General features: G+C 60.0%; 21 protein-coding genes. 3 read left to right on the forward strand and 18 right to left on the reverse strand.

Annotation, left to right across the window (positions count from 1 at the left end):
- Positions 1-54: 54 nt before the first annotated feature.
- Positions 55-480 (forward strand): Hsp20 family protein, encoded by a 426-nt coding sequence (locus HGP14_RS01575; RefSeq protein WP_168828092.1) that lies wholly within the window; start codon positions 55-57, stop codon positions 478-480.
- A 48-nt stretch (positions 481-528) separates the two neighbouring features.
- The gene (locus HGP14_RS01580; protein ID WP_112713755.1) at positions 529-786 is read left to right on the forward strand and encodes a DUF1150 family protein; all 258 of its coding nucleotides are present in this window, start codon (positions 529-531) and stop codon (positions 784-786) included.
- A gap of 9 nt (positions 787-795) precedes the next feature.
- On the opposite strand, the gene trmB is transcribed toward HGP14_RS01580, so the two are convergent.
- From trmB to HGP14_RS01660, 16 genes are all read right to left on the reverse strand, one after another.
- Complete coding sequence (trmB, locus tag HGP14_RS01585) at positions 796-1,497, reverse strand: tRNA (guanosine(46)-N7)-methyltransferase TrmB (protein ID WP_168828093.1); 702 nt, start codon at positions 1,495-1,497, stop codon at positions 796-798.
- Entirely contained in the window at positions 1,494-2,747 is a 1,254-nt protein-coding gene (metK, locus tag HGP14_RS01590; RefSeq protein ID WP_168828094.1) for a methionine adenosyltransferase, read from the reverse strand. Before metK ends, trmB begins: the two co-directional genes overlap by 4 nt.
- A 179-nt stretch (positions 2,748-2,926) precedes the next feature.
- A complete protein-coding gene (locus HGP14_RS01595; RefSeq protein ID WP_168828095.1) occupies positions 2,927-3,346 on the reverse strand; it encodes a helix-turn-helix domain-containing protein in 420 nt (139 codons plus the stop codon).
- A 149-nt stretch (positions 3,347-3,495) separates the two neighbouring features.
- Positions 3,496-5,100, reverse strand: a complete 1,605-nt coding sequence (gene lnt, locus HGP14_RS01600) for an apolipoprotein N-acyltransferase (RefSeq protein WP_168828096.1) — start codon at positions 5,098-5,100, stop codon at positions 3,496-3,498.
- A 76-nt stretch (positions 5,101-5,176) separates the two neighbouring features.
- Positions 5,177-6,313, reverse strand: coding sequence for a hemolysin family protein (locus tag HGP14_RS01605; protein WP_168828097.1), 1,137 nt, complete (start codon positions 6,311-6,313; stop codon positions 5,177-5,179).
- Positions 6,310-6,825 (reverse strand): rRNA maturation RNase YbeY, encoded by a 516-nt coding sequence (ybeY, locus tag HGP14_RS01610; RefSeq protein ID WP_168828098.1) that lies wholly within the window; start codon positions 6,823-6,825, stop codon positions 6,310-6,312. The genes HGP14_RS01605 and ybeY overlap by 4 nt, the downstream gene beginning before the upstream one ends.
- Complete coding sequence (locus HGP14_RS01615; protein WP_168828099.1) at positions 6,825-7,877, reverse strand: PhoH family protein; 1,053 nt, start codon at positions 7,875-7,877, stop codon at positions 6,825-6,827. The genes ybeY and HGP14_RS01615 overlap by 1 nt, the downstream gene beginning before the upstream one ends.
- Before the next feature lie 18 nt (positions 7,878-7,895).
- The gene (miaB, locus tag HGP14_RS01620) at positions 7,896-9,317 is read right to left on the reverse strand and encodes a tRNA (N6-isopentenyl adenosine(37)-C2)-methylthiotransferase MiaB (RefSeq protein WP_168828100.1); all 1,422 of its coding nucleotides are present in this window, start codon (positions 9,315-9,317) and stop codon (positions 7,896-7,898) included.
- Between the two features lie 49 nt (positions 9,318-9,366).
- Entirely contained in the window at positions 9,367-10,164 is a 798-nt protein-coding gene (locus HGP14_RS01625) for a lysophospholipid acyltransferase family protein (RefSeq protein WP_168828101.1), read from the reverse strand.
- Between the two features lie 30 nt (positions 10,165-10,194).
- On the reverse strand, positions 10,195-10,623 hold the full coding sequence (locus HGP14_RS01630; RefSeq protein ID WP_168828102.1) for a Fur family transcriptional regulator: 429 nt from the start codon (positions 10,621-10,623) through the stop codon (positions 10,195-10,197).
- A 37-nt stretch (positions 10,624-10,660) separates the two neighbouring features.
- The gene (locus HGP14_RS01635) at positions 10,661-11,155 is read right to left on the reverse strand and encodes a GNAT family N-acetyltransferase (RefSeq protein WP_168828103.1); all 495 of its coding nucleotides are present in this window, start codon (positions 11,153-11,155) and stop codon (positions 10,661-10,663) included.
- A gap of 2 nt (positions 11,156-11,157) precedes the next feature.
- On the reverse strand, positions 11,158-11,817 hold the full coding sequence (gene tsaB, locus HGP14_RS01640; RefSeq protein ID WP_168828104.1) for a tRNA (adenosine(37)-N6)-threonylcarbamoyltransferase complex dimerization subunit type 1 TsaB: 660 nt from the start codon (positions 11,815-11,817) through the stop codon (positions 11,158-11,160).
- Between the two features lie 82 nt (positions 11,818-11,899).
- Positions 11,900-12,466, reverse strand: coding sequence for a NifU family protein (locus tag HGP14_RS01645; RefSeq protein WP_168828105.1), 567 nt, complete (start codon positions 12,464-12,466; stop codon positions 11,900-11,902).
- A 127-nt stretch (positions 12,467-12,593) separates the two neighbouring features.
- Positions 12,594-13,085: a universal stress protein gene (locus HGP14_RS01650; protein ID WP_168828106.1), complete on the reverse strand. Its 492-nt coding sequence runs from the start codon at positions 13,083-13,085 to the stop codon at positions 12,594-12,596.
- A gap of 77 nt (positions 13,086-13,162) precedes the next feature.
- A complete protein-coding gene (trpS, locus tag HGP14_RS01655; protein ID WP_168828107.1) occupies positions 13,163-14,227 on the reverse strand; it encodes a tryptophan--tRNA ligase in 1,065 nt (354 codons plus the stop codon).
- An 88-nt stretch (positions 14,228-14,315) separates the two neighbouring features.
- Positions 14,316-14,720 carry a VOC family protein gene (locus HGP14_RS01660; protein ID WP_205926994.1) on the reverse strand — a complete coding sequence of 135 codons (405 nt, stop codon included), beginning with the start codon at positions 14,718-14,720 and terminating at the stop codon, positions 14,316-14,318.
- A 286-nt stretch (positions 14,721-15,006) separates the two neighbouring features.
- Between HGP14_RS01660 and HGP14_RS01665 the strand changes: the two genes are divergently transcribed.
- A complete protein-coding gene (locus tag HGP14_RS01665) occupies positions 15,007-15,435 on the forward strand; it encodes a YcbK family protein (RefSeq protein WP_168828109.1) in 429 nt (142 codons plus the stop codon).
- Positions 15,436-15,450: 15 nt separating this feature from the next.
- Here the strand turns inward: HGP14_RS01665 and murJ are convergent, their stop codons facing one another.
- The gene (gene murJ / locus HGP14_RS01670) at positions 15,451-17,031 is read right to left on the reverse strand and encodes a murein biosynthesis integral membrane protein MurJ (RefSeq protein WP_168828110.1); all 1,581 of its coding nucleotides are present in this window, start codon (positions 17,029-17,031) and stop codon (positions 15,451-15,453) included.
- The gene (locus HGP14_RS01675) at positions 17,028-19,922 is read right to left on the reverse strand and encodes a [protein-PII] uridylyltransferase (protein WP_168828111.1); all 2,895 of its coding nucleotides are present in this window, start codon (positions 19,920-19,922) and stop codon (positions 17,028-17,030) included. Before HGP14_RS01675 ends, murJ begins: the two co-directional genes overlap by 4 nt.
- Positions 19,923-19,929 lie beyond the last annotated feature (7 nt).

Raw genomic sequence — 19,929 nt, forward strand, 5'->3', positions numbered from 1 at the left:
TCCGGATGCTGCGCTTGAGGTCCGGAAAGGTCGCTTGCATCAAGGACTTGAAAGATGAGCCGCATGACACCCTTCGCCAGCCCGCTGCTTCTGGGCTTCGACGCCATGGAAAAGACGCTGGAGCGTATCTCCAAGGCAAGCGACGGTTATCCGCCCTACAATATCGAACGGATTGCCGCCGGTCACGGAGCGCCTGAGCGCCTGCGCATCACGCTTGCCGTCGCTGGCTTCAGCGAAGAAGAACTCGACGTCACGACCGAAGAAAACCAGTTGCTGATCCGCGGCCGCCAGGTCGAGCAGGGCGAGCACGAATATCTCTATCGCGGCATTGCCGCCCGACAGTTCCAGCGCACCTTTGTGCTGGCCGATGGCATGCAGGTTCTGGGCGCCAGCCTTAAGAACGGATTGCTCGCCGTCGACCTCATTCGTCCGGAACCGGCGCGCATGGTGAAGAAAATTAACATTTCGGTCTCACAGTAGGACAACGGCCCCATTCGGCTGTTGGTCCCTTCTTCCGGAGGAACAGGAATGTTGATGAAAGAAGCGAATTCTCACCTGACGAAATCCGAGCTTGCCGGCATCGGCAACGGCGAGGTCGCGTATATCCGCAAAATGCGCACCGAAGAAGTTTCGAAGTGCTTTCCCGAAGCACCGGATATCGATCCGGGCGTGGACCTCTGGGCACTTTTCGGCGCCGACGGCACGCCGATCCTGCTGACGGATAATCGCTCCAGCACGTTCTTCAAGGCTGCTGAAGACGAATTGAAAACGGTCAGCCTGCACTAGAAAGCAGGCTTAGACTCTCTTGAATGTGAGATAGGCCGAGGAGCGGCCCTCTCGCCGGGCCTTGGCCTCGTAGCGTGTACTCGGCCAACCTTCGTAGGGCGCCAGCCAATCGGCGGCGTTTTCCGCAATCCAGTCGAAGCCGCCATGGTCCCGGCACTTCAGCAGCGTCCAATTCACGTAAGTATCGATGTCCGACGCGAAGCAGAAAAGCCCGCCGGGCTTTAGCACGCGATGGAAGCGGTCGAGATTGGTCTTGGAGACGAAACGCCGCTTCCAATGTTTTCGCTTCGGCCATGGATCAGGATAAAGAAGGTCGATCTGATCCAGGCAATGGTCCGGTAGCCAGTCGAGCAGCTGCGTTGCGTCGTCGTTATAGACGCGGATATTCTTGGCGCCTGTCGCCTCGACGCTTGCAAGCAGCTTCTGCATGGAATTGATGAACGGCTCGACACCGATGAAGCCGGTGGAGGGCATTTCCTGCGCGCGATGGATCAGATGTTCACCACCGCCGAAGCCGATCTCCAGGCGCAGCCTTTCCGTTGGAACCGGAAAGAGATTGTTCAGCGGCTCGGGCGGAGCCGCTGAAAGGTCGATGAGGAATGCCGGGAGCAGGGTGGTGAGCCGTTCCGCCTGATGTTCGCGGAGAGCCTTTCCCTTGCGGCGGCCGAAAAAAGCTTCGGTCGCGCGCCCCCGGCGTTCCATATCCGTCATGCTGCTTCCCGGATCTTGACGGCTTCCTTCAGCGCCTTGACGAGGTCCGTGCGCTCCCACGAGAAGGAGCCGTCGCGGCCCGCCTTGCGGCCGAAGTGGCCATAGGCGGAAGTCTTGGCATAGATCGGCTTATTCAGGTCGAGGTGGCGGCGGATGCCGGTCGGCGAGAGATCCATGTTCTTGCGGATCGCAGCTTCCACCTGATCCTCGCTGACGCCCTTGCCGGTGCCGTGCAGATCGACATAGATCGACAGCGGCTGAGCCACGCCGATCGCGTAGGACAGCTGGATCGTGCAGCGGTCAGCGAGACCGGCGGCAACGACGTTCTTGGCAAGGTAACGGGCGGCATAGGCGGCAGAACGGTCGACCTTGGTCGTGTCCTTGCCGGAGAATGCGCCGCCGCCATGCGGTGCGGCACCGCCGTAGGTGTCGACGATGATCTTGCGTCCCGTGAGACCAGCGTCGCCGTCCGGGCCGCCGATGACGAACTTGCCGGTCGGGTTGATGTACCAGTTGCAATCGGCTGCGATCTTCAGATCACCGAGGGCTTCGCGGATATAGGGCTCCACGACCGAGCGAACCTTCTTCGAATCCCACGTGTCGTCGAGATGCTGGGTCGAAAGAACGATCGAGGTCACTTCGGCCGGCTCGCCGTTGACGTAGCGCACCGTCACCTGGCTCTTGGCGTCCGGTCCGAGCTTGCCGACGTCGCCTTCGCCCTTCTTGCGGGCGGTGGCAAGCAACTGAAGGATCTTGTGGGAGTAGTAGATCGGCGCCGGCATGAGATCCGGCGTTTCCTTGCACGCGTAACCGAACATGATGCCCTGGTCGCCGGCGCCTTCGTCACCCTGCTGGTCGGCGGCGTTGTCGACGCCCTGCGCGATATCGGCAGACTGCGAGTGCAGCAACACGTCGATCTTCGCCTTCTTCCAGTGGAAGCCGGCCTGTTCGTAGCCGATGTCCTTGATGGCCCGGCGGGCAGCAGCCTTGAACTTCGCGGGGTTGATGACGTCGTTACCGTCCTTGTCCTTCTTCATCAGGCTCGGCGGCAGGCGGACCTCTCCGGCGATGACGACGCGGTTGGTTGTCGCCAGCGTTTCGCACGCAATGCGCACGCTCCAGGGGTCTACGCCGTTCTTCGCCGCCTCACGATAAACGAGATCCACGATCTCATCGGAGATACGGTCGCACACCTTGTCCGGGTGACCTTCGGCAACAGACTCACTAGTGAAAAGATAATTAGCGCGCATTTCGGGATTTCCCTCAAAGAACAAAAGCCGTGTAGTTGGTACTCATTTCACGTCGGAAAAACAAGCACAGAAGGACATAAATATATCTTTATATCTAGTGTGAATCGATAAATTTTGCCCTTAAAACGCAAAAAAGGCGGTCTTTCGACCACCTTCTCAAACGACACTCCTGGAGGCGCTTATTCCGCGTCGGCTTCCGCCGCCAGAGCCTTGACAAGCTCCACGATCTTCCGGCGGACCTTTGGGTCCGAGATTTTTACGAATGCGCGATTGAGTTGCAGGCCTTCCGACGAAGAGAGGAAATCGACAACGTAATTCGAGCTTGACGCTTCCGCCATCCCGGTCAAGGAGCCGGATTGTTCGCCCGGAGCGTCCTCGAAGAAGAAGGAAACCGGGACATTCAGAATGCTAGAAATGTTCTGGAGGCGGCTTGCGCCGACGCGGTTCGTCCCTTTTTCGTATTTCTGGATCTGCTGGAAGGTAATGCCCAGGCTCTCGCCAAGTTTTTCCTGACTCATGCCAAGCATTGTCCGGCGAAGACGGATACGGCTGCCAACGTGGATATCGATCGGGTTTGGCTTCTTCTTGTTTTCAATCATGGTCTTGCCCTAGCAAAGAATTTCAACCTCGTTAAACCGGCAGTGCCCAGACCCACCCGTAACGCCACGTTGCAAGTGACGCGTACCCATCATCAAGCATATGTTAACAACGCCGATTGCGACCACTATGCAATTTTAGGGGTTTTTGGTCAATTCGCCTTGAAAATAAAACCCATACGGGAAATCGACCCGATCAAAAGCAGTAACGTTTCAGTCAACCAGAAGTACGTCTGCCGGGGAAACGAGTCCGAGGCACCGCCGCCAAATCCCTCAAGAGTTGCGTCAGCGAACCCGGTCTCGTTGAGCCCTAGCCCGGCAACGATCTGCCCATGCGCGTTCACGATTGCGGAAATACCGCTGTTGCCATCCCGAATCAGTGGCAGGCCGGTCTCCACGGCGCGCACACGCGCCTGCTGAAAATGCTGGTAAGGGCCAGGCGTATTCCCGAACCATGCGTCGTTCGTGATGTTCAGGATCGCGCCCGCTTCGGCAATGTCGCCGGTCATCTCATCCGGAAAGATGATCTCGTAGCAGACCAGGGGATAGAGTTTCAGTCCCGTCGGCAGTTCCAGGAGATGACGTGTCGCCGAGGCAGAAAAGCCGCCGGGCATTTCGACGATATTCTGGATACCGAGATCGTTGAGGAAATTTTCGAAAGGCAGATATTCGCCGAACGGAACGAGGTGCACTTTGTCCGAAGCGGCGACGATCTGGCCCCGCCCGTCGATCACGATGATCGAATTGTAGTATCGAACCGGGTTTCCGGGCCCCATCTCTTCGGCCCGCACCGCGCCTGCAATCAGAATCTGATTGTCGTCCAGGGTGTCGGCGATCCGGGTGAGCGCATCCTGATTGTCGGTGAGAATGAAGGGGATCGCCGTCTCCGGCCAGACGATGATGTCCGGCTTCCTGCCGCCACTTTGGGGAGGTGCGGCGGAAAGCTTCAGATGAGTCTCGAAGATCGCCGACCGGTCCGCATCCGAATCCATCTTCGCGGCCTGGTCGATCATCGGCTGAACGAGCCGGATCACGGGCCGCTTTTCTTCCGGCACGGGGCTAGCCTTGGGGGCGACGTACAGCGCGTAGGCGCCATATCCGAGATGCGCCGCAAAGAGCAGCGTCGCCAGCCCCACGCCCCATGCCGCACCCTGCCGCGTCCCAAGAAGCGCAGGTGCTGCGAAGACAAAGACGGCAAGCGCGGTCACACCCATGGCGCCGATGACATGCGCGGATTGCATCATGAGCGGCATGGGCATCATGCCGTAGCCGATCGCGTTCCAGGGAAAGCCGGTGAATGTCACGCTGCGCAGCCATTCGAAGAGGCCGAAGCTTGCAGCAAGCGCAGCGATGCGGCCCATTCCGTCCGACCAGAAGATGCGGGCAATCGCCGTAGCGAGGCCATAATATACAGCAAGCACCGCCGGCAGGCCGAGGATCGCCAACGGCAGCGCCCAGGCAAATTCTTCCGAATCGATCAACAGGGCGTGGCCAAGCCACCAGAGGCCTGCGACGAAATAGCCGAAGCCGAAAAGCCAGCCGATCGCGAACGAGGGCCAAAGGCGGCCTAGAAAACTTGCCTCAGGAGAGGCGGCTGCGCCGTCGATCAGCCAGACGAGGAGCGTGAATGAAATAAACATTGCGGCGAAGAAGCCGATTGGCGGCAACGCCAGAACCGCAAACGCGCCGGCAAGCACCGCCAGCAATGCTCTTTTGAAACCCCAGACCAGGATAACCTTGTCCGCAAACCGCTCCATGCGCGCTCCGTTCAAGCCGCGAATCAACTCGGCTCGCAGTCTTTCAAAAAAGGCGCGTTTTGTCGTCCTGCGGAAATCAGCTCGACGTCGATTCGGTGGGCCGGTCGTCCGTTAATCCGGTCGTGCCGTCGCCGTCGGCCTTGACGCGGCGACGGATCGCTTGGCGCTTGCGGGTGATGCGAACGCGCTTGATGCGGCGCGGATCGGCCTCGAGAATGTGGAATTCGAAGTCCGGCAGTGCTTGTACGACTTCGCCTCGTACCGGAATGCGGCCGAGGGCGGAGAAAATCAGGCCGCCCAGCGTATCGACTTCGTCGACCTGCTCGCTGATGTCGAAATCCGGGCCGATAGCCTCTGCGATCTCCTCCAGCTCGACGCGGGCATCCGCCACGAAGACGTCTTCGGAAATACGCTTGAACATGACCTCCTCATCGTCATGCTCGTCGTCGATATCGCCGACGACCATCTCGACGATGTCCTCGTGCGAAGCGAGCCCGTCGGTGCCGCCATATTCGTCGATGACGAGCGCCATCTGCGTGCGGTTCACCTGCATGCGGCGAAGCAGATCGGATGCAAGCATCGATGGTGGTACGAAAAGAATCTTGCGGATGATGCCGGCCTCGGCGAGCGTCTTCTGCAAGTCGACGCGAGCGAGATCGAAATTCGGCTTCGCCGAGCGTGCCGGCTTCTGAATGTTCTCCGGGGCGATCTCGACAAGCGGGTCCGGCCCTTTGGGTGTCTTCGCGCCCGCTCGGCGCTTGTTGCGCGCCTGCTTGGCGACATAGGAAAGGAGGTCGCGGATATGCACCATGCCGCGCGGATCGTCGAGCGTCTCGGCGTAGACCGGCATACGGGAGCGTCCGGATTCCTCGAAGAGAATCATCAATTCGCCGATGGTTATGTTCTGATCGACAGCCTCGATATCGGCCCGAGGCACCATCACGTCTGCGACGCGCACCTCGCGGAAGCGGAGGATGTTATGGAGCATCGCCCGCTCGTCTGGCGAAAAGGCATCGTCGCCGGTGTCCGACGTCATAAGCGCGTCGGCGAGATCTTCGCGAATGCGCGAGCCCTGCTGCGGGCGAAGAATGCGGGCGGCGCGCGCCCAGAAGGATCGTCCGGATTGCCTGCTACTACTGCCCGCCTCATCTGAGGAGGAGGATTGATCGGCGTCCTTGGCTTCTGCCGCGGGTTTCGTCGTAAAGTCGCTCATGGTTCCATTTTTAGGTCTTGACCCTCGTATGGGTCAGATAGGCCGAGTACCGCCAAAATGCGAGTCTCTAACCCCTCCATAATTTCGGCTTCGTCACTATCCATATGGTCGTAGCCGAAGAGATGCAAGAAACCATGTACCATCAAATGCGTCAGATGGTCTTCGAACGGCTTTTCGAGCTCTCGTGCTTCTCGTTCGACGGTTTCCTTGGCGATGATGATATCACCAAGCATCGGTCCTGGCATCTTTCCCGGCGTCACCGGAAAGGCTGGGAAGGAGAGGACATTGGTCGCCTTGTCCTTCTTGCGCCATTCGGCGTTGATCGCACGGATGGATTCGTCATCCGTGAAGACGAGCGAAAGCTCCGTCCCCGTCTTTGGAAACTTCTGCTTCTCATTGCTCTTGAGAAAGCTCGCCGCCGTTTCGAGCACGCGCTCCGCCAACGCCCGAAGCTCATCTTCGGAGGGCCAGTCGCCCTCCTCGATGCTGATCTGGATATCGAGCTCGGCCATCAGACCTGCGGGCCGGCATCTTCCGGCCGGGTTGCATAGGTGGCGTCATAAGCCCTGACAATCCGTCCGACCAGCGGATGGCGCACGACATCGACATCCTTGAAGCGGATCGTCGAAATTCCTTCCACGTCCTCCAGCAGCTGCAGCGCCTCGACAAGTCCGGACCTCACCCCGCGCGGCAGGTCGATCTGGCTCGGATCGCCGGTCACCATCATGCGTGAATTCTCGCCAAGACGCGTCAGGAACATCTTCATCTGCATGGATGTCGTGTTTTGCGCTTCGTCGAGGATGATCGCTGCGTTCGACAGCGTTCGACCGCGCATGAATGCGAGCGGGGCGATTTCGATGACGCCGGCCGTGATCGCGCGCTCGACCTTGTCACCCGGGATCATGTCGTAGAGCGCATCATAGAGCGGTCGGAGATAGGGGTCGACTTTCTCCTTCATGTCGCCCGGCAGAAAGCCAAGGCGCTCGCCGGCTTCGACGGCTGGGCGGGAAAGAATGATCTTCTCGACGGCTCCGCGCTCCAGGAGCTGGGCGGCATGCGCAACGGCGAGATAGGTCTTGCCGGTCCCGGCAGGTCCGACGCCGAAAACCAGCTCGGCCCGCTCCATGGCGCGTATATAGGCATCCTGCGTCGGCGTCCGCGCAACGATCGTCTTCCTGCGCGTCGAAATCTGCGCCATCGTCAGCTTGGTTTTTTTCTCCATAGTCGGCAGGCTCAACTGATCGTCGGCAGCAACCGCCATGCGGATTGCGCCCTCCACGTCGGATCGTTCCACGCTGCCGCCTTTCTGGAGCTTTTCATAGAGGTAGTCGAGGGTGCGTCGCGCTTGATTGGTGGTAACGACATCACCCGTAATAACGACGGAGTTGCCCCGCGCGCGCGCATCGATATTGAGCCGCTCTTCGAGAAGTTTCAGGTTCTGGTCGAATTGACCAAATAGCTCACTGGCGAACCGGTTGTTCTCGAACGTTAGGACGAAATGATTGGCGTCGCTCGCTATGCGTGGGTGGCGCGGTGAAGAAGAAACCAATTCTTGTCCCTTCAAGCGGTCGAGCTCCTTAGGTTAGACCTCAGCCTCTGCAAACTCGGCAAACAGGCTGTTAGTTCCGGTTCCGGTGATTCGCACATTGATAATGTCACCGATTTGCGATGCTTTTGCATCAACATTCACTGACTGAAGCCAAGGGGAACGACCGATAATCTGTCCCGGCAGCCGGCCCGGCTTCTCAAGCAGCAGATCGATCGTCTTGCCGACGCAGGATTCGTTGAATTCCTGCGTCTGCCTGAGAAGAAGCGCCTGCAGCCGCTCGAGCCGTTCTGCCTTGATCTCTTCCGGCACCTGGTCCTTCATTTCCGCACCGGGCGTACCCGGCCGTGTCGAGTATTTGAAGGAGAAGGCCTGCGCATAGCGCACCTCCCCCACCAGACGCAGTGTAGCTTCAAAATCCTCGTCTGTCTCCCCTGGGAAGCCAACGATGAAATCGCCGGACAGCGCGATATCGGGGCGGGCAGCCCGGATGCGCTCCATCAGCGTCATATATTCAGCCGCGGTATGGCGGCGGTTCATGGCTTTCAGGATGCGGTCCGAACCGGACTGCACGGGCAGGTGCAGGTAAGGCATCAGAGCGCGCAGATCGCGATGCGCCTCGATCAGGCGGTCGTCCATATCGCGCGGATGGCTGGTGGTGTAGCGGAGCCGGGCAAGGCCTGGGATTTCCGCAAGCCGGTAGAGAAGGTCGCCAAGGCTCCACTCTTCGCCATTGGGGCCGGCGCCATGCCAGGCATTGACGTTTTGCCCGAGCAGCGTGATTTCACGCACGCCGCCGTCCACAAGTTTTTGTGCCTCCTCGAGAATCTGACTGACCGGCCGGGAGACCTCCGAACCACGGGTATAAGGAACGACACAGAAGGTGCAGAACTTGTCGCAGCCTTCCTGAACGGTCAGGAACGATGTCACTCCGCGCGCGCGAATCTTCTTGGCTTCGGCAAGCGGCAGATGCTCGAATTTGTCTTCCAGCGCATATTCGGTGTCGACGACGCGATGGCCGTCCTTGGCACGCCGCAGGGCTTCCGGCAGGCGGTGATAGGTCTGCGGGCCGATGACAACGTCGACGGCGGGCGCGCGGCGAAGAATTTCCTCGCCCTCTGCCTGGGCGACGCAACCGGTAACGCCGATCATCATCTCGCGCCCGCTGGCAGCCTTTTTCTTTTTCATCTCCCGCAAACGGCCCAGCGCCGAATAGACCTTTTCGGCCGCCTTTTCGCGGATGTGGCAAGTGTTCAGGAGGACGAGGTCGGCCTCTTCCATATCCTCGGTAGGCTCATAGCCGTCGCGGGCGAGGGCATCGCTCATGCGCGTCGAGTCGTACACGTTCATCTGGCAGCCATAGGTCTTGATGAAGACCTTGCGGCTGTTGCTGCCATCGCGGAGCCCCTCGTTGGGGGCAATCTCCGGGGCCGGAAGAAGGGCGCTGTCTTGGGTCATGGCGGGCTATTTAGTGGTTTTTTGCCCTGTAGAAAACGGAAATCTTGACTCAGGCAATTTCGCGGCCGCGCAAGCGGCTGTTGAGCATGGCGCGGATGCGGCGTGCGATGGTGGCGCTGACCTCCTTTCGGCTCGAATCCGAACGGTACTCGACCGCCTCGCCGAAGGTGACTTCGGCATCGAACGCGGCACATTTTACGATATCGAGGAGGTGCGGCACGAGTTCCACGTCGCCGGGCCAGCTGGCCAGCGGGCGATGATAGCGCCCCATGGCAATGCCGTGCACCCTGGTATAGGCGATCGCGACCGGCTGCACGAAGACTGAGCCGTTCGGCGAGTGGGGCACGGCCATTGCGGCTGCCCCGAAGAGCGAGGATTTGACCTCCAGCAGACGATTGCCGTCGGAGGTCGTGCCTTCCGGAAAGAGCACGACGATTTCGCCGTCGGCCATGCGGCTTGCAATCTCGCTTGCCTGGGCACCGGTCTTTCGCTTCTCTTCGCGAACGATGAAGACGCTTTTCTGCAGGCGGGCGAGCAGTCCGAAGATCGGCCAGTCACGCACCTCTATCTTGGCGATGAAAGCGACATCGGCGATGGACGACAAGACCATGATATCCATCCAGGAGGCGTGATTGGCACATAGCATCAGCGGCCTGCGTCCCTCGAGCCTACCGTGGACCTTCACGCGAATGCCGAGTCCGTGGCAGGCAACGCGATGCCAGAGGCGCGGGAGCGTACGCCGAAGCCTCCAGTCGAAATATAGACTGAGAAGCTGGAAGGGCATCAGCAGGATGCTTGCGGTGACGATGACGATCGCGGCATAGGCGATACGCAGCCAGACGATCAACTCCAACTCCCCGCGGGTCCGGTCATCGGTTCAGCGTTCGTCTTTCTTCAGCGGAATGCCGTAAAGCTCCAGCCGATGGTCCACGAGCTGGAAGCCGTGTTCGCGGGCAATACGCTCCTGCAGCGCTTCGATCTCCGGCGAACGGAACTCGATGACCACTCCGTTCTTCAGGTCTATCAGGTGGTCGTGATGCTCTTCCGGTACTGTCTCGTAACGCGAGCGGCCGTCGCGGAAATCATGGCGGGCGATGATGCCGGCGTCTTCAAAAAGCTTGACTGTGCGATAGACGGTCGAGATCGAAATCTTCGCATCGACCGTTACGGAGCGACGGTGTAGCTCCTCGACATCCGGGTGGTCGGCCGACTCTTCCAGGATACGGGCAATCACCCGGCGCTGCTCGGTCATCCGCATGCCGCGCTCGGTGCAAAGCTCCTCAAGGGTCTTGGCTGTGTCCGTCATTGGCGGCCTTCATTAGAAATTCCGGTTCTTCACGGAACTAGCGAAGAACGCGCTTCATGACAAGCGCCGTGGAAACGGCACCGTTCGCGTCCTTGTAGTATCCACGGCGCTCGCCGACCTTCTCAAAGCCGAGCTTGCGATACAGTCCGAGAGCGGCAGCGTTGCCGTCATCGACTTCCAGGAAAATGCTTTCGCCGCCGCGCAGCTTGGCTTCGCGCATCGCCGCCTGCATCAGCCTCCAGCCGAGTCCTGCGCGTGCAACCCTCGCCTGCACGGCGATCGTCAGAATTTCCGCCTCGCCAGCGACCTCCCGGGCAAGTACGAAGCCCGGCAGCGGTTTTTTCAGAAAGGCGTTCGTCTGGCGCGCGACGAAACCGAAGACGTTGTCCTGGCTGAGCAGACCGTAGAACTCGCCGTCTCCCCAGGGGCGTGCAAAGCGTTCCCCGTGCAGGGTAGAAACCGCATGGCAGTCGTCGCTTTCCATGGCGAGGATCTCGAATTCCGGTTTCAAGGTCAGATAGGATTCCAGCATGGTCACACTCGTGCGATCGCAAACCCGGCCTGCGGTTTGGCGTCGGGTCCGCGCAGATAAAGAGGCTTCGGCTTTCCAGAACCCGGATCGGCGGCAGCGCCGAGGCGAGCCACGATGGAGATGGGAAACTTGTTGGCTTGATCGCCAGCGCCTTCCGGCCTCAGCAGCGGCGCCGCCGATCCGGTGATCTCGCCGTCGAAGGTTGCCGTGATGGATTGAGCCTCCTCGATCGTCACGGCACGAGGTTCGTCGAGCGCCACGCCGTCGGCGGAAAAACTCTGGAGATAAATTTCGCCGCGCTTGGCATCCATGGCGGCAAGAACGGCGCGGCCGGGGGTCTTCTCGCGCTGGGCGGCAGCCATGGTTTCAAGCGTCGTGATGCCGACAGCCGGAATATTGAGCGCAAGAGCAAAGCCCCGAGCCGCCGCGACACCGACACGGATGCCGGTGAAGGAACCTGGACCGATGGTGACCGCAACGCGTTCAGCCATCGCGAGCTTCATATCCGCCTGCTTCAGCACGCGGTCGATGATTCCCATCAAATGTTCCGCGTGACCCTTGCCGATCATGTCCGATGCCTCCCCCAGCATCGTATCGCTGCCGCTGTCGTATAGAGCGGCAGCGCAATCCACACCCGCCGTGTCGAGCGCCAGAACAATCATGCCATCAATTTCCGAATAAAAACCACCATAAAATCAGCCAGCTCGCCGCAATGTTGAGCCGGCTGAATTTCGGCGCAAGCCCTTAGGCTGCGATCACTTCCTGCACTTCGGGAACGAAGTGGCGAAGCAGGTTCTGGACGCCGTGCTTCAGGGTCGCCGTAGACGAGGGGCAGCCGGAGCAGGAGCCCTTCATGTTGAGATAGACCTTGCCATCCTTGAAGCCGCGGAACGTGATATCGCCGCCATCCTGGGCCACTGCTGGGCGCACGCGGGTGTCGAGCAGTTCCTTGATGGTGAGCACGATGGTTTCGTCAGCCTCGTCAAAGAATTCACCGCCGGCATCGAGTTCTTCGGAAAGCGCGGAGGCTTCACCCATCACCGGCTTCCCAGACATGAAGTGTTCCATGATGGAGCCGAGGATAGCGGGCTTCAGGTGCTGCCACTCCTGATTCTCTTTGGAAACAGAGATGAAGTCATAGCCGAAATAGACGCCGGTAACGCCCGGGATTTCGAAAAGGCGGGCGGCGAGCGGTGAAGCCTGTGCTTCCTCGGCATTGCGGAATTCGGCCGTGCCGCTTTCCATGACGACCTTACCCGGCAGGAACTTTTGGGTGGCGGGGTTCGGCGTGGCTTCGGTCTGAATGAACATTTCGCTCTCCATGCGGGCCAGATCGTTGCTCAGGCCGTCTTTAGAATTCTTCAAAAGAAAATAGGCCGATTGGCCACGCTAATCAAGAGCCCGAGACTCCAGAAATAGGCTGCCTTGGCGCCCTATGCTAGGCCAGCGCATCCAGTTCCTCGTTGGTCAGCGTATCGGGCAACACGGTAACGGGAATTGGAAAGGCAGCAGCTTTTCCGACAACAGATGACACCAGTGGCCCGGGGCCTTCCTTGGCAGAACTGGCGGCCAGCACCAGGATTGCGATATCGCGGTCTTCCTCGATCACCGCATTGATCTCCGCGACGGAACTTCCCTCACGGATCACGATTTCCGGTTCGATGCCGATCGTTTCGCGGACCACCAGAGCTGATTTGGCGACAACGGCTTCGGCCTCTTCGCGGGCCTCGGCCCGCATGATCTCCTCAACGCCCAGCCATTGCTGAAAATCGCCTTCGGGAATGACATAGACGAGCACCAGTCCGCCATTGGAATTCTTAGCGCGCCGGCCCGCATAATGCACGGCGCACTGGCACTCGGGTGTGCCATCGATGACCGCCATGAATTTGCGGCGATGACCTTCCAGCCGTGAGAGTCGCTTTGATACCATGGCTCGGACTCTGACACCCTAGCCGGGAGATTTGCAAGCCCCCGTTTTTGCACGGAGGCTCGCTATCTGCGACATGCCTAGTACAGGAAGCCGATGATGTCGCGTATATCCTTCATGGTGGCTTCGGCGCGGGCGCGAGCCCGCTCGTTGCCGTTGTGAAGGATGGCGTCGATGTGGCTCGTATCGTCCATCAGGCGGCGCATCTCTCGTGTGATCGGCGACAGCACCTGGACTGCAAGCTCGATCAGCGCCGGCTTGAAGACGGAGAACTGCTGGCCACCGAATTCCGACAGCACCTGGGCTTTCGACTTATCGGCCAGGGCGGCATAGATGCCGACGAGGTTGTCGGCTTCCGGCCGGCCCTTCAGGCCTTCCACTTCGCTCGGCAGCCCCTCCGGATCGGTCTTGGCCTTGCGGATCTTTTTCGAGATGGCGTCTTCGTCGTCCATCAGGTTGATGCGCGAGAGGTCCGAGGGATCGGACTTCGACATCTTCTTGGTGCCGTCACGAAGCGACATGACGCGCGGCGCAGGGCCATCGATCAGCGGCTCTACCATCGGGAAGTAGGCATGCACAGGCTCGTCGCCGACGGTGATGTCGATGCCGTGGCCGGCCCGGCGAATGTGATCCTGATAATCGAGGTTGAACTTCATCGCGATATCGCGGGCAAGCTCGAGATGCTGCTTCTGATCGTCACCCACCGGAACATGCGTGCCGCGATAAACGAGAATGTCAGCCGCCATCAGGCTTGGATAGGCCAGTAGCCCTAGCGAGGCGTTCTCTCGGTCCTTGCCGGCCTTGTCCTTGAACTGCGTCATGCGGTTCATCCAGCCGATGCGGGCGACACAGTTGAAAATCCAGGCGAGTTCGGCGTGCTGCGGCACGGCCGACTGGTTGAAGACGATATGCTTCTCCGGATCGATGCCCGAGGCGATGAAGGCTGCGGCGATCGAGCGGATCTGGCCGGGCAAGTCCTGGTGCACGAGCTGAGCGGTCAGCGAATGCAGGTCGACGACGCAATAGATGCAATCGTTGCCTTCCTGCAGCGCCACGAACTTGCGGATTGCGCCGAGATAGTTTCCGAGATGGAGATTTCCGGTCGGCTGTACGCCGGAAAATACGAGCTTTTTGAATTCGGTCACGTTGTCCTCGATTAGGCTGGTGGAGGGCCCCAGACCCAAAGGGTCATGTTGCTAACGCGGCGGCTTATGCACGCGCGAAGGGCAGCAATCAAGAGGCGGCGGGTGCGGTGTGTTGAATGAGGTCGAAGGTGTTGCCGTAAGGATCCGCAAACACGGCCACGGTGCCGTAAACTTCGTGACGTGGAGCCTCGAGGAAGGTGACCCCGTTCGCAAGCATTGCGGCATAGTCCCGGTCGAAATCGCCGGTCTTCAGGAAGAAGCCCACGCGGCCGCCGGTCTGGTTTCCAATCGCCGCCTTTTGCCGTTCGCCCACTGCTTGCGCAAGCAGGAATGCGGCACCCTCAGGACCTCTGGGCTTGACGACCACCCAGCGCTTGCCTTCGGGCTGCACCTCGTCCTGCAGGCAGTCAAACCCCAGCGCGCCGCAATAGAATGCCTTTGCGCGATCATAGTCGTCGACGACGAGCGTAACGAGGAAGAGAGATTGGGGCATCAATAAGGCTCCGGCTGGGGCTGCTATTTTGCATTACATCGTCTTGCCAGCGACGGACAGTGTCTTCTAATGCAAGGTTGTGCCAACGCATTGATTTCCATCAAAAGGTTGAGAGTAATTTATACTCAATTTTAGCTACATCTGCTGAATGAGGCCAAGAAAATGAGGATATCTCATTTTATATACAGGTATAAAATTTCACAAAATGGCCACTTTTTGAATGAACGTTCTCGCCACCAACCAGAGCGCAGCATGATCGGCTGCAGTTCTACCTGGAGGGGACGTCATGCATACGACCTTATCACTCGTTCTTGCTGGCTTGTTCACCTTGTCCTGCTGCGTCAATGCCGAGGCGCAGACCAGCAAAAAAACCAAGGTAAGACCTTTCAACAACACCGCATCCCTGGCTTACACGGTTCAGACCGTTAGCGTCAAAATCGGCTGCTTCCCGCCGCAGCTTAGAGCCATCCTCTCACATATCGCGGCCAAGACCGGTCGAATACCGGTGGTTACCTCCGGCTTCCGGCCGCGTTCCGGCCGCGCGCATTCTCAGCACCGCTATTGCAACGCAGCCGATATCCGTGTGGCGGGCGTCTCTGAACGGGCGATCATCGCGGCAGCGCAGACCGCACCCGGCATCGGCGGCATCGGGCGATACTGCAACGGAATTGTCCATGTCGATGTCGGGCCGAAGCGCCGCTGGAGCTATTGCTGACAACGATGGCCGCAGTCAGACTTCGGTGTTGGGCGCAGGCTTCCGTTTGAGGTTCCGCCGGATCATGCCAAGATCGGCGCCGCCGATCAGGAACGCTGTCGCGAAGTAGACAGCCATGGCGATGACGATCAGAAGGCCGAGCGTGCCGACCTTCGCGGTCAGATGCGCGCCTGAGGCTAGCCACGGCTCCCAACGGTGCTGCAGGTACATGATCACACCGCCCATGACGGCTGCGGAGACGACGAGCAGTGCCGTGCGCCGCGCCAAGGCCCATTCCCAGGTAAGGTGACCGCGGCGCAGCAGCGTGGTGAACAGAAGCACGGTGCTGATCCAGCCCGCCGTCGCCTCCGCCACGGCAATGCCGGGCGCGCCGAGGAAGGGAAAGAGCGTCAGCGCCGTCGCACAGTTCACGCCAACGGCGACGGCGGAAAAGCGCATCGGCGTCTTGGTGTCCTCGCGCGCATAGAAGCCCGGCTGTAGCGCCTTGATCAGCACGAAGGCGGGCAGACCGATGCCGTAGACAGCGAGGATGGAGCCGACGATCGCGGTGTTTTCCTGGTGGAAGGCGCCACGCTCATAGAGGACGCGGATAATCTCGTCGGAGAGAATCCAGAGCGCAAAGGCGGCCGGGATGGTCAGGAACAGCACGAATTCCATCGACCGGTTCTGCAGGTTCGCGGCCTCGCGCAGATTGCCGCCCTTGAGGGCGCGCGCCAGTTCGGGCAGCAGCACCACGCCGACGGCGACGCCGACAACGCCGAGCGGCAGCTGGTAGATGCGATCCGCATATTGAAGCGCTGCGATCGCGCCTTCGCGTGAGGAGGCGATCGCCTGGCCGACCATCTGGTTGATCTGGGTGATACCGCCGGTAACGGCGGCTGGCACCGCAAGGATCAGCAGCCGCTTGACGTTCGGCGTGATGCGGGGGAAGCGAAAGCCGATGCTCATGCCCGCATGCAAGACGCCGATATAGACGACGACGAGTTGCAGGATGCCTGCCGCGAGGACGCCCCAGGAGAGATACCAGGCGGTCTGGAGCGGTTCGGCGCCGATATAGAGCGAGTAAAACAGCGCGCCGATCATCACCACGTTGAGGAAAACGGGCGCGATGGCTGCGGCAAAGAAATGATGCAGCGAATTCAGCATCCCGCTCATCATCGCCGTCAGCGACATGCACATGAGATAGGGAAACATCACCGCTGCCATCCGGACAGTGATCGAGAATTTTTCCGCATCGTCGGCAAAGCCCGGCGCGATGACGAAGCGCACGAGCAACGGCATGCAAAGCTCCATCACGATGGTGATGAGCAGCAGCACGGAAAAGAGGACGCCGAAGACTTCCTCGGAAAAGCGCTTGGCGCCATCCGTGCCGTTCGCTTCGATCTCCTTCGCAAAGAGCGGCACGAAAGCCGCGTTGAAGGCGCCTTCGGCAAACAGCCGGCGGAAGAGATTGGGAAAGCGGAAGGCGGCGTAGAAGACGTCGGCCATGGGACCGGTACCGAGAGCCGCCGCCATCAGCGTTTCGCGAGCGAAACCGAAGATACGGCTGCCGAGGGTCGCGCCGCCGACAGTGGCGAATTTCTTGACAAGACTCATACGGGGGAACCGGCTTTCTTTTCACCCGGCTGCAGGGTTTGCGCCGTATCGGCGGGCGCAATGATGCCGGAGGGCATGCGCTCGCGAAGCTCATCCTCCTCGCCGGCCATAACAGCCTTCAGCCGGGCAGTGATATTGGAGCGCTTGCTGTCGCTGGAGATCTTCTGTCCGACGAGGTCCGTGACGTAGAAGGTGTCGATCACCTTCTCGCCGAAGGTCGTGATGCGGGCAGATTGGATATCAAGCGAAAGATCGGACAGCACGGCGGTGATCTCCGAAAGCAGGCCGGTGCGGTCGAGGCATTCGACTTCGATGACGGTGAACTTGTTCGACAGGTTGTTGGTAATGTTGACCGACGGCGGAATGACGAATGCCTTGTTCTTCTTGCGATTCTTCGTGCGCGTGGCAATGACCTCCGGCAGCCGCTTGCGTCCGGAAAGCACGTCTTCGATCATCTTGCCGATGCTGGCGGCACGGCGAAGCTCGTCGGCGTCGTCCTGGAATTCGCGGCTGATATGGATCGTATCCAGCGCACGGCCGTCGGAAGTCGTGAAAATCTGCGCGTTCACGATATTCGCGCCCGCTGCCGCACACGCGCCGGCAATGATGGCGAGCAGGCGGGGGTGGTCTGGAGAGAGCACCGTAACTTCGGTAATCGCATGGAAACTATCCGTCCGCACGGTCGTCGCCAGCGCCTGACCGTTCTTGTCAGCCTGGCGGATGAAATGGGCGTGACGAACCTGGTCTTCCAAAGGAACGGAAAGCAGATAGGGCTGGTAGTGCAGCTTGCTGTAAGTCTTGCGATCCTTCTGGCTCCAATCCGACAGCGCGTTGAACAGCGCTTCCGCCGCGAATTGAGCCCGCTCCTTGCGGGAGACCTGCGAAAAGCCGCCTGAAAGTAGCAGCTCGGTCTCGAAGTAGAGCGTTCTCAGCAGCTGGCCCTTCCAGCCGTTCCACACGCCGGGGCCGACCGCACGGGTGTCGCAGATTGTCAGGATCAGCAGCATCTTCAGGCGATCGAGTGATTGAACCCGGTCGGCAAAGTCGGTGATTGTCTTGCGATCGGTAAGGTCGCGGGTCTGTGCGACCATCGACATCGTCAGATGCTCCTCGATCAGCCAGACAACGAGTTCCGTCTGCTTTTGTGAGAGACCGAAACGGGTGCAGAGTTTGCGAGCAACACGGGCACCGGCGACGGAATGGTCTTCCTGCCGGCCCTTGGCAATATCGTGGAGAAGGACGGCAATATAGAGCGCCTCGCGATCTTCGATATGCGGCATCAGCTTGTTGGAGAGCGGATGCAGCTCCTCGGCCTTGCCCTTGTCGATTTCGGAGAGGACTTCGACGGAACGGATCAGATGCTCGTCCACCGTGTAATGATGATACATGTTGAACTGCATCATCGCGACGATCTTGCCGAATTCGGGAATGAAGCGGCCGAGCACGCCGGCCTCGTTCATGCGGCGCAGGATGAGGGCCGGATCGCGCTTGGAGGTAAGCATCGACATGAAGAGGCGGTTTGCCTCGTCATTTTCCCGCAGATCGTTGTCGATCAGGTTGAGCGAGCGCGTGACGCCCTTCAGCGCATCCGGATGGAACTCGAGACCATGGATATCGGCAACATGGAAGAGACGGATGATGTTGAGCGGATCGTGCTTGAAGACGTCCGGACTGGAGAGCGCAATGCGGCCCCGGTCCTCGACGAATTCCATGCAGCCAGGGATTTTGCGCGTGCGCCGGGCAAAGCGGCTGATGACGCCGCTGAGTCCAGGCGCGGACTTCGCTTGCTGATCTTCGAGGGCCGCGCATAGAATTCGTGTCAGGTCGCCGACATCCTTCGCAACCAGGAAATAGTGCTTCATGAAACGCTCGACGGCCGAAAGGCCCGGGCGGGAATGATATCCAAGCGCCTCGGCAATCTCCCGCTGGATGTCGAATGAAAGCCGCTCCTCCGCCTTGCCGGTCAGGAAGTGCATGTGGCAGCGCACTGCCCAGAGAAAGTCGTCAGCCTTCTCGAAAACGCGGTACTCATGCTTGGAGAGGACCCCAAGCGCGACGAGTTCAGCAGTATCGCGGACGTGGTAGTAGTATTTGGAAATCCAAAAGAGCGTGTGGAGGTCGCGAAGCCCGCCCTTACCCTCTTTGACGTTGGGCTCGACGAGATAGCGGGTATCGCCCGCCTTGCGGTGGCGGTCGTCGCGTTCGGCAAGCTTGGCGGCGATGAACTCCGGGCCAGTGCCGGTGACGATCTCCTTGTCGAAACGGGTCTCAAGCTCGGTCGCGAGCATTTCCAATCCGCAGATGTAGCGCATCTCGAGGATCGCCGTGCGGATCGTCATGTCGGACCGGGAGAGCGCGATGCACTCCTCGATCGTCCTCGTTGCATGGCCAACCTTGAGGCCCATGTCCCAGAGGACGTAGAGCATGAATTCGACGGCCTTGTGGGTCTCTTCCGCCGGCTTCGGCTGAAAAAGGAAGAGCAGGTCGATATCGGAGCCGGGCGCCAGCGTGCCGCGGCCGTAGCCTCCGACGGCGGTGACTGCAAACTTGCCGCGCTGAGCCGGGAAGACATGGGCTGTCGTGAACTCGTAAAGCGCAGAAATGATGTGGTCTTGCACCCAGGAAATGCGCCGGGCGCAGTTCAGGCCGCCGCCGTCGGCCGAGAGAAGCGCCCGTGCCCTTTCGCGGCCCTCGCTGCTTGCTTTCTTGAGGGTGGCAAGCAGCTCGGAACGCATGACGTCCGGCTGATTCTTGTTGGCTTCGGCAACCGCCTCGCAAAGGGACCGCAGATAGGCTGGGTCGAGAATTTCCGAGAAATCGATGTCGTTCGTCGCCATGCGCGGAGCGGCTTCCTGTTCGCGCGGCGCGACCGCGTCTCGTTTCGTCTGCATGCGCTAT

This window comes from Rhizobium sp. P32RR-XVIII (genome assembly GCF_012641395.1).
Taxonomy (GTDB): domain Bacteria; phylum Pseudomonadota; class Alphaproteobacteria; order Rhizobiales; family Rhizobiaceae; genus Rhizobium.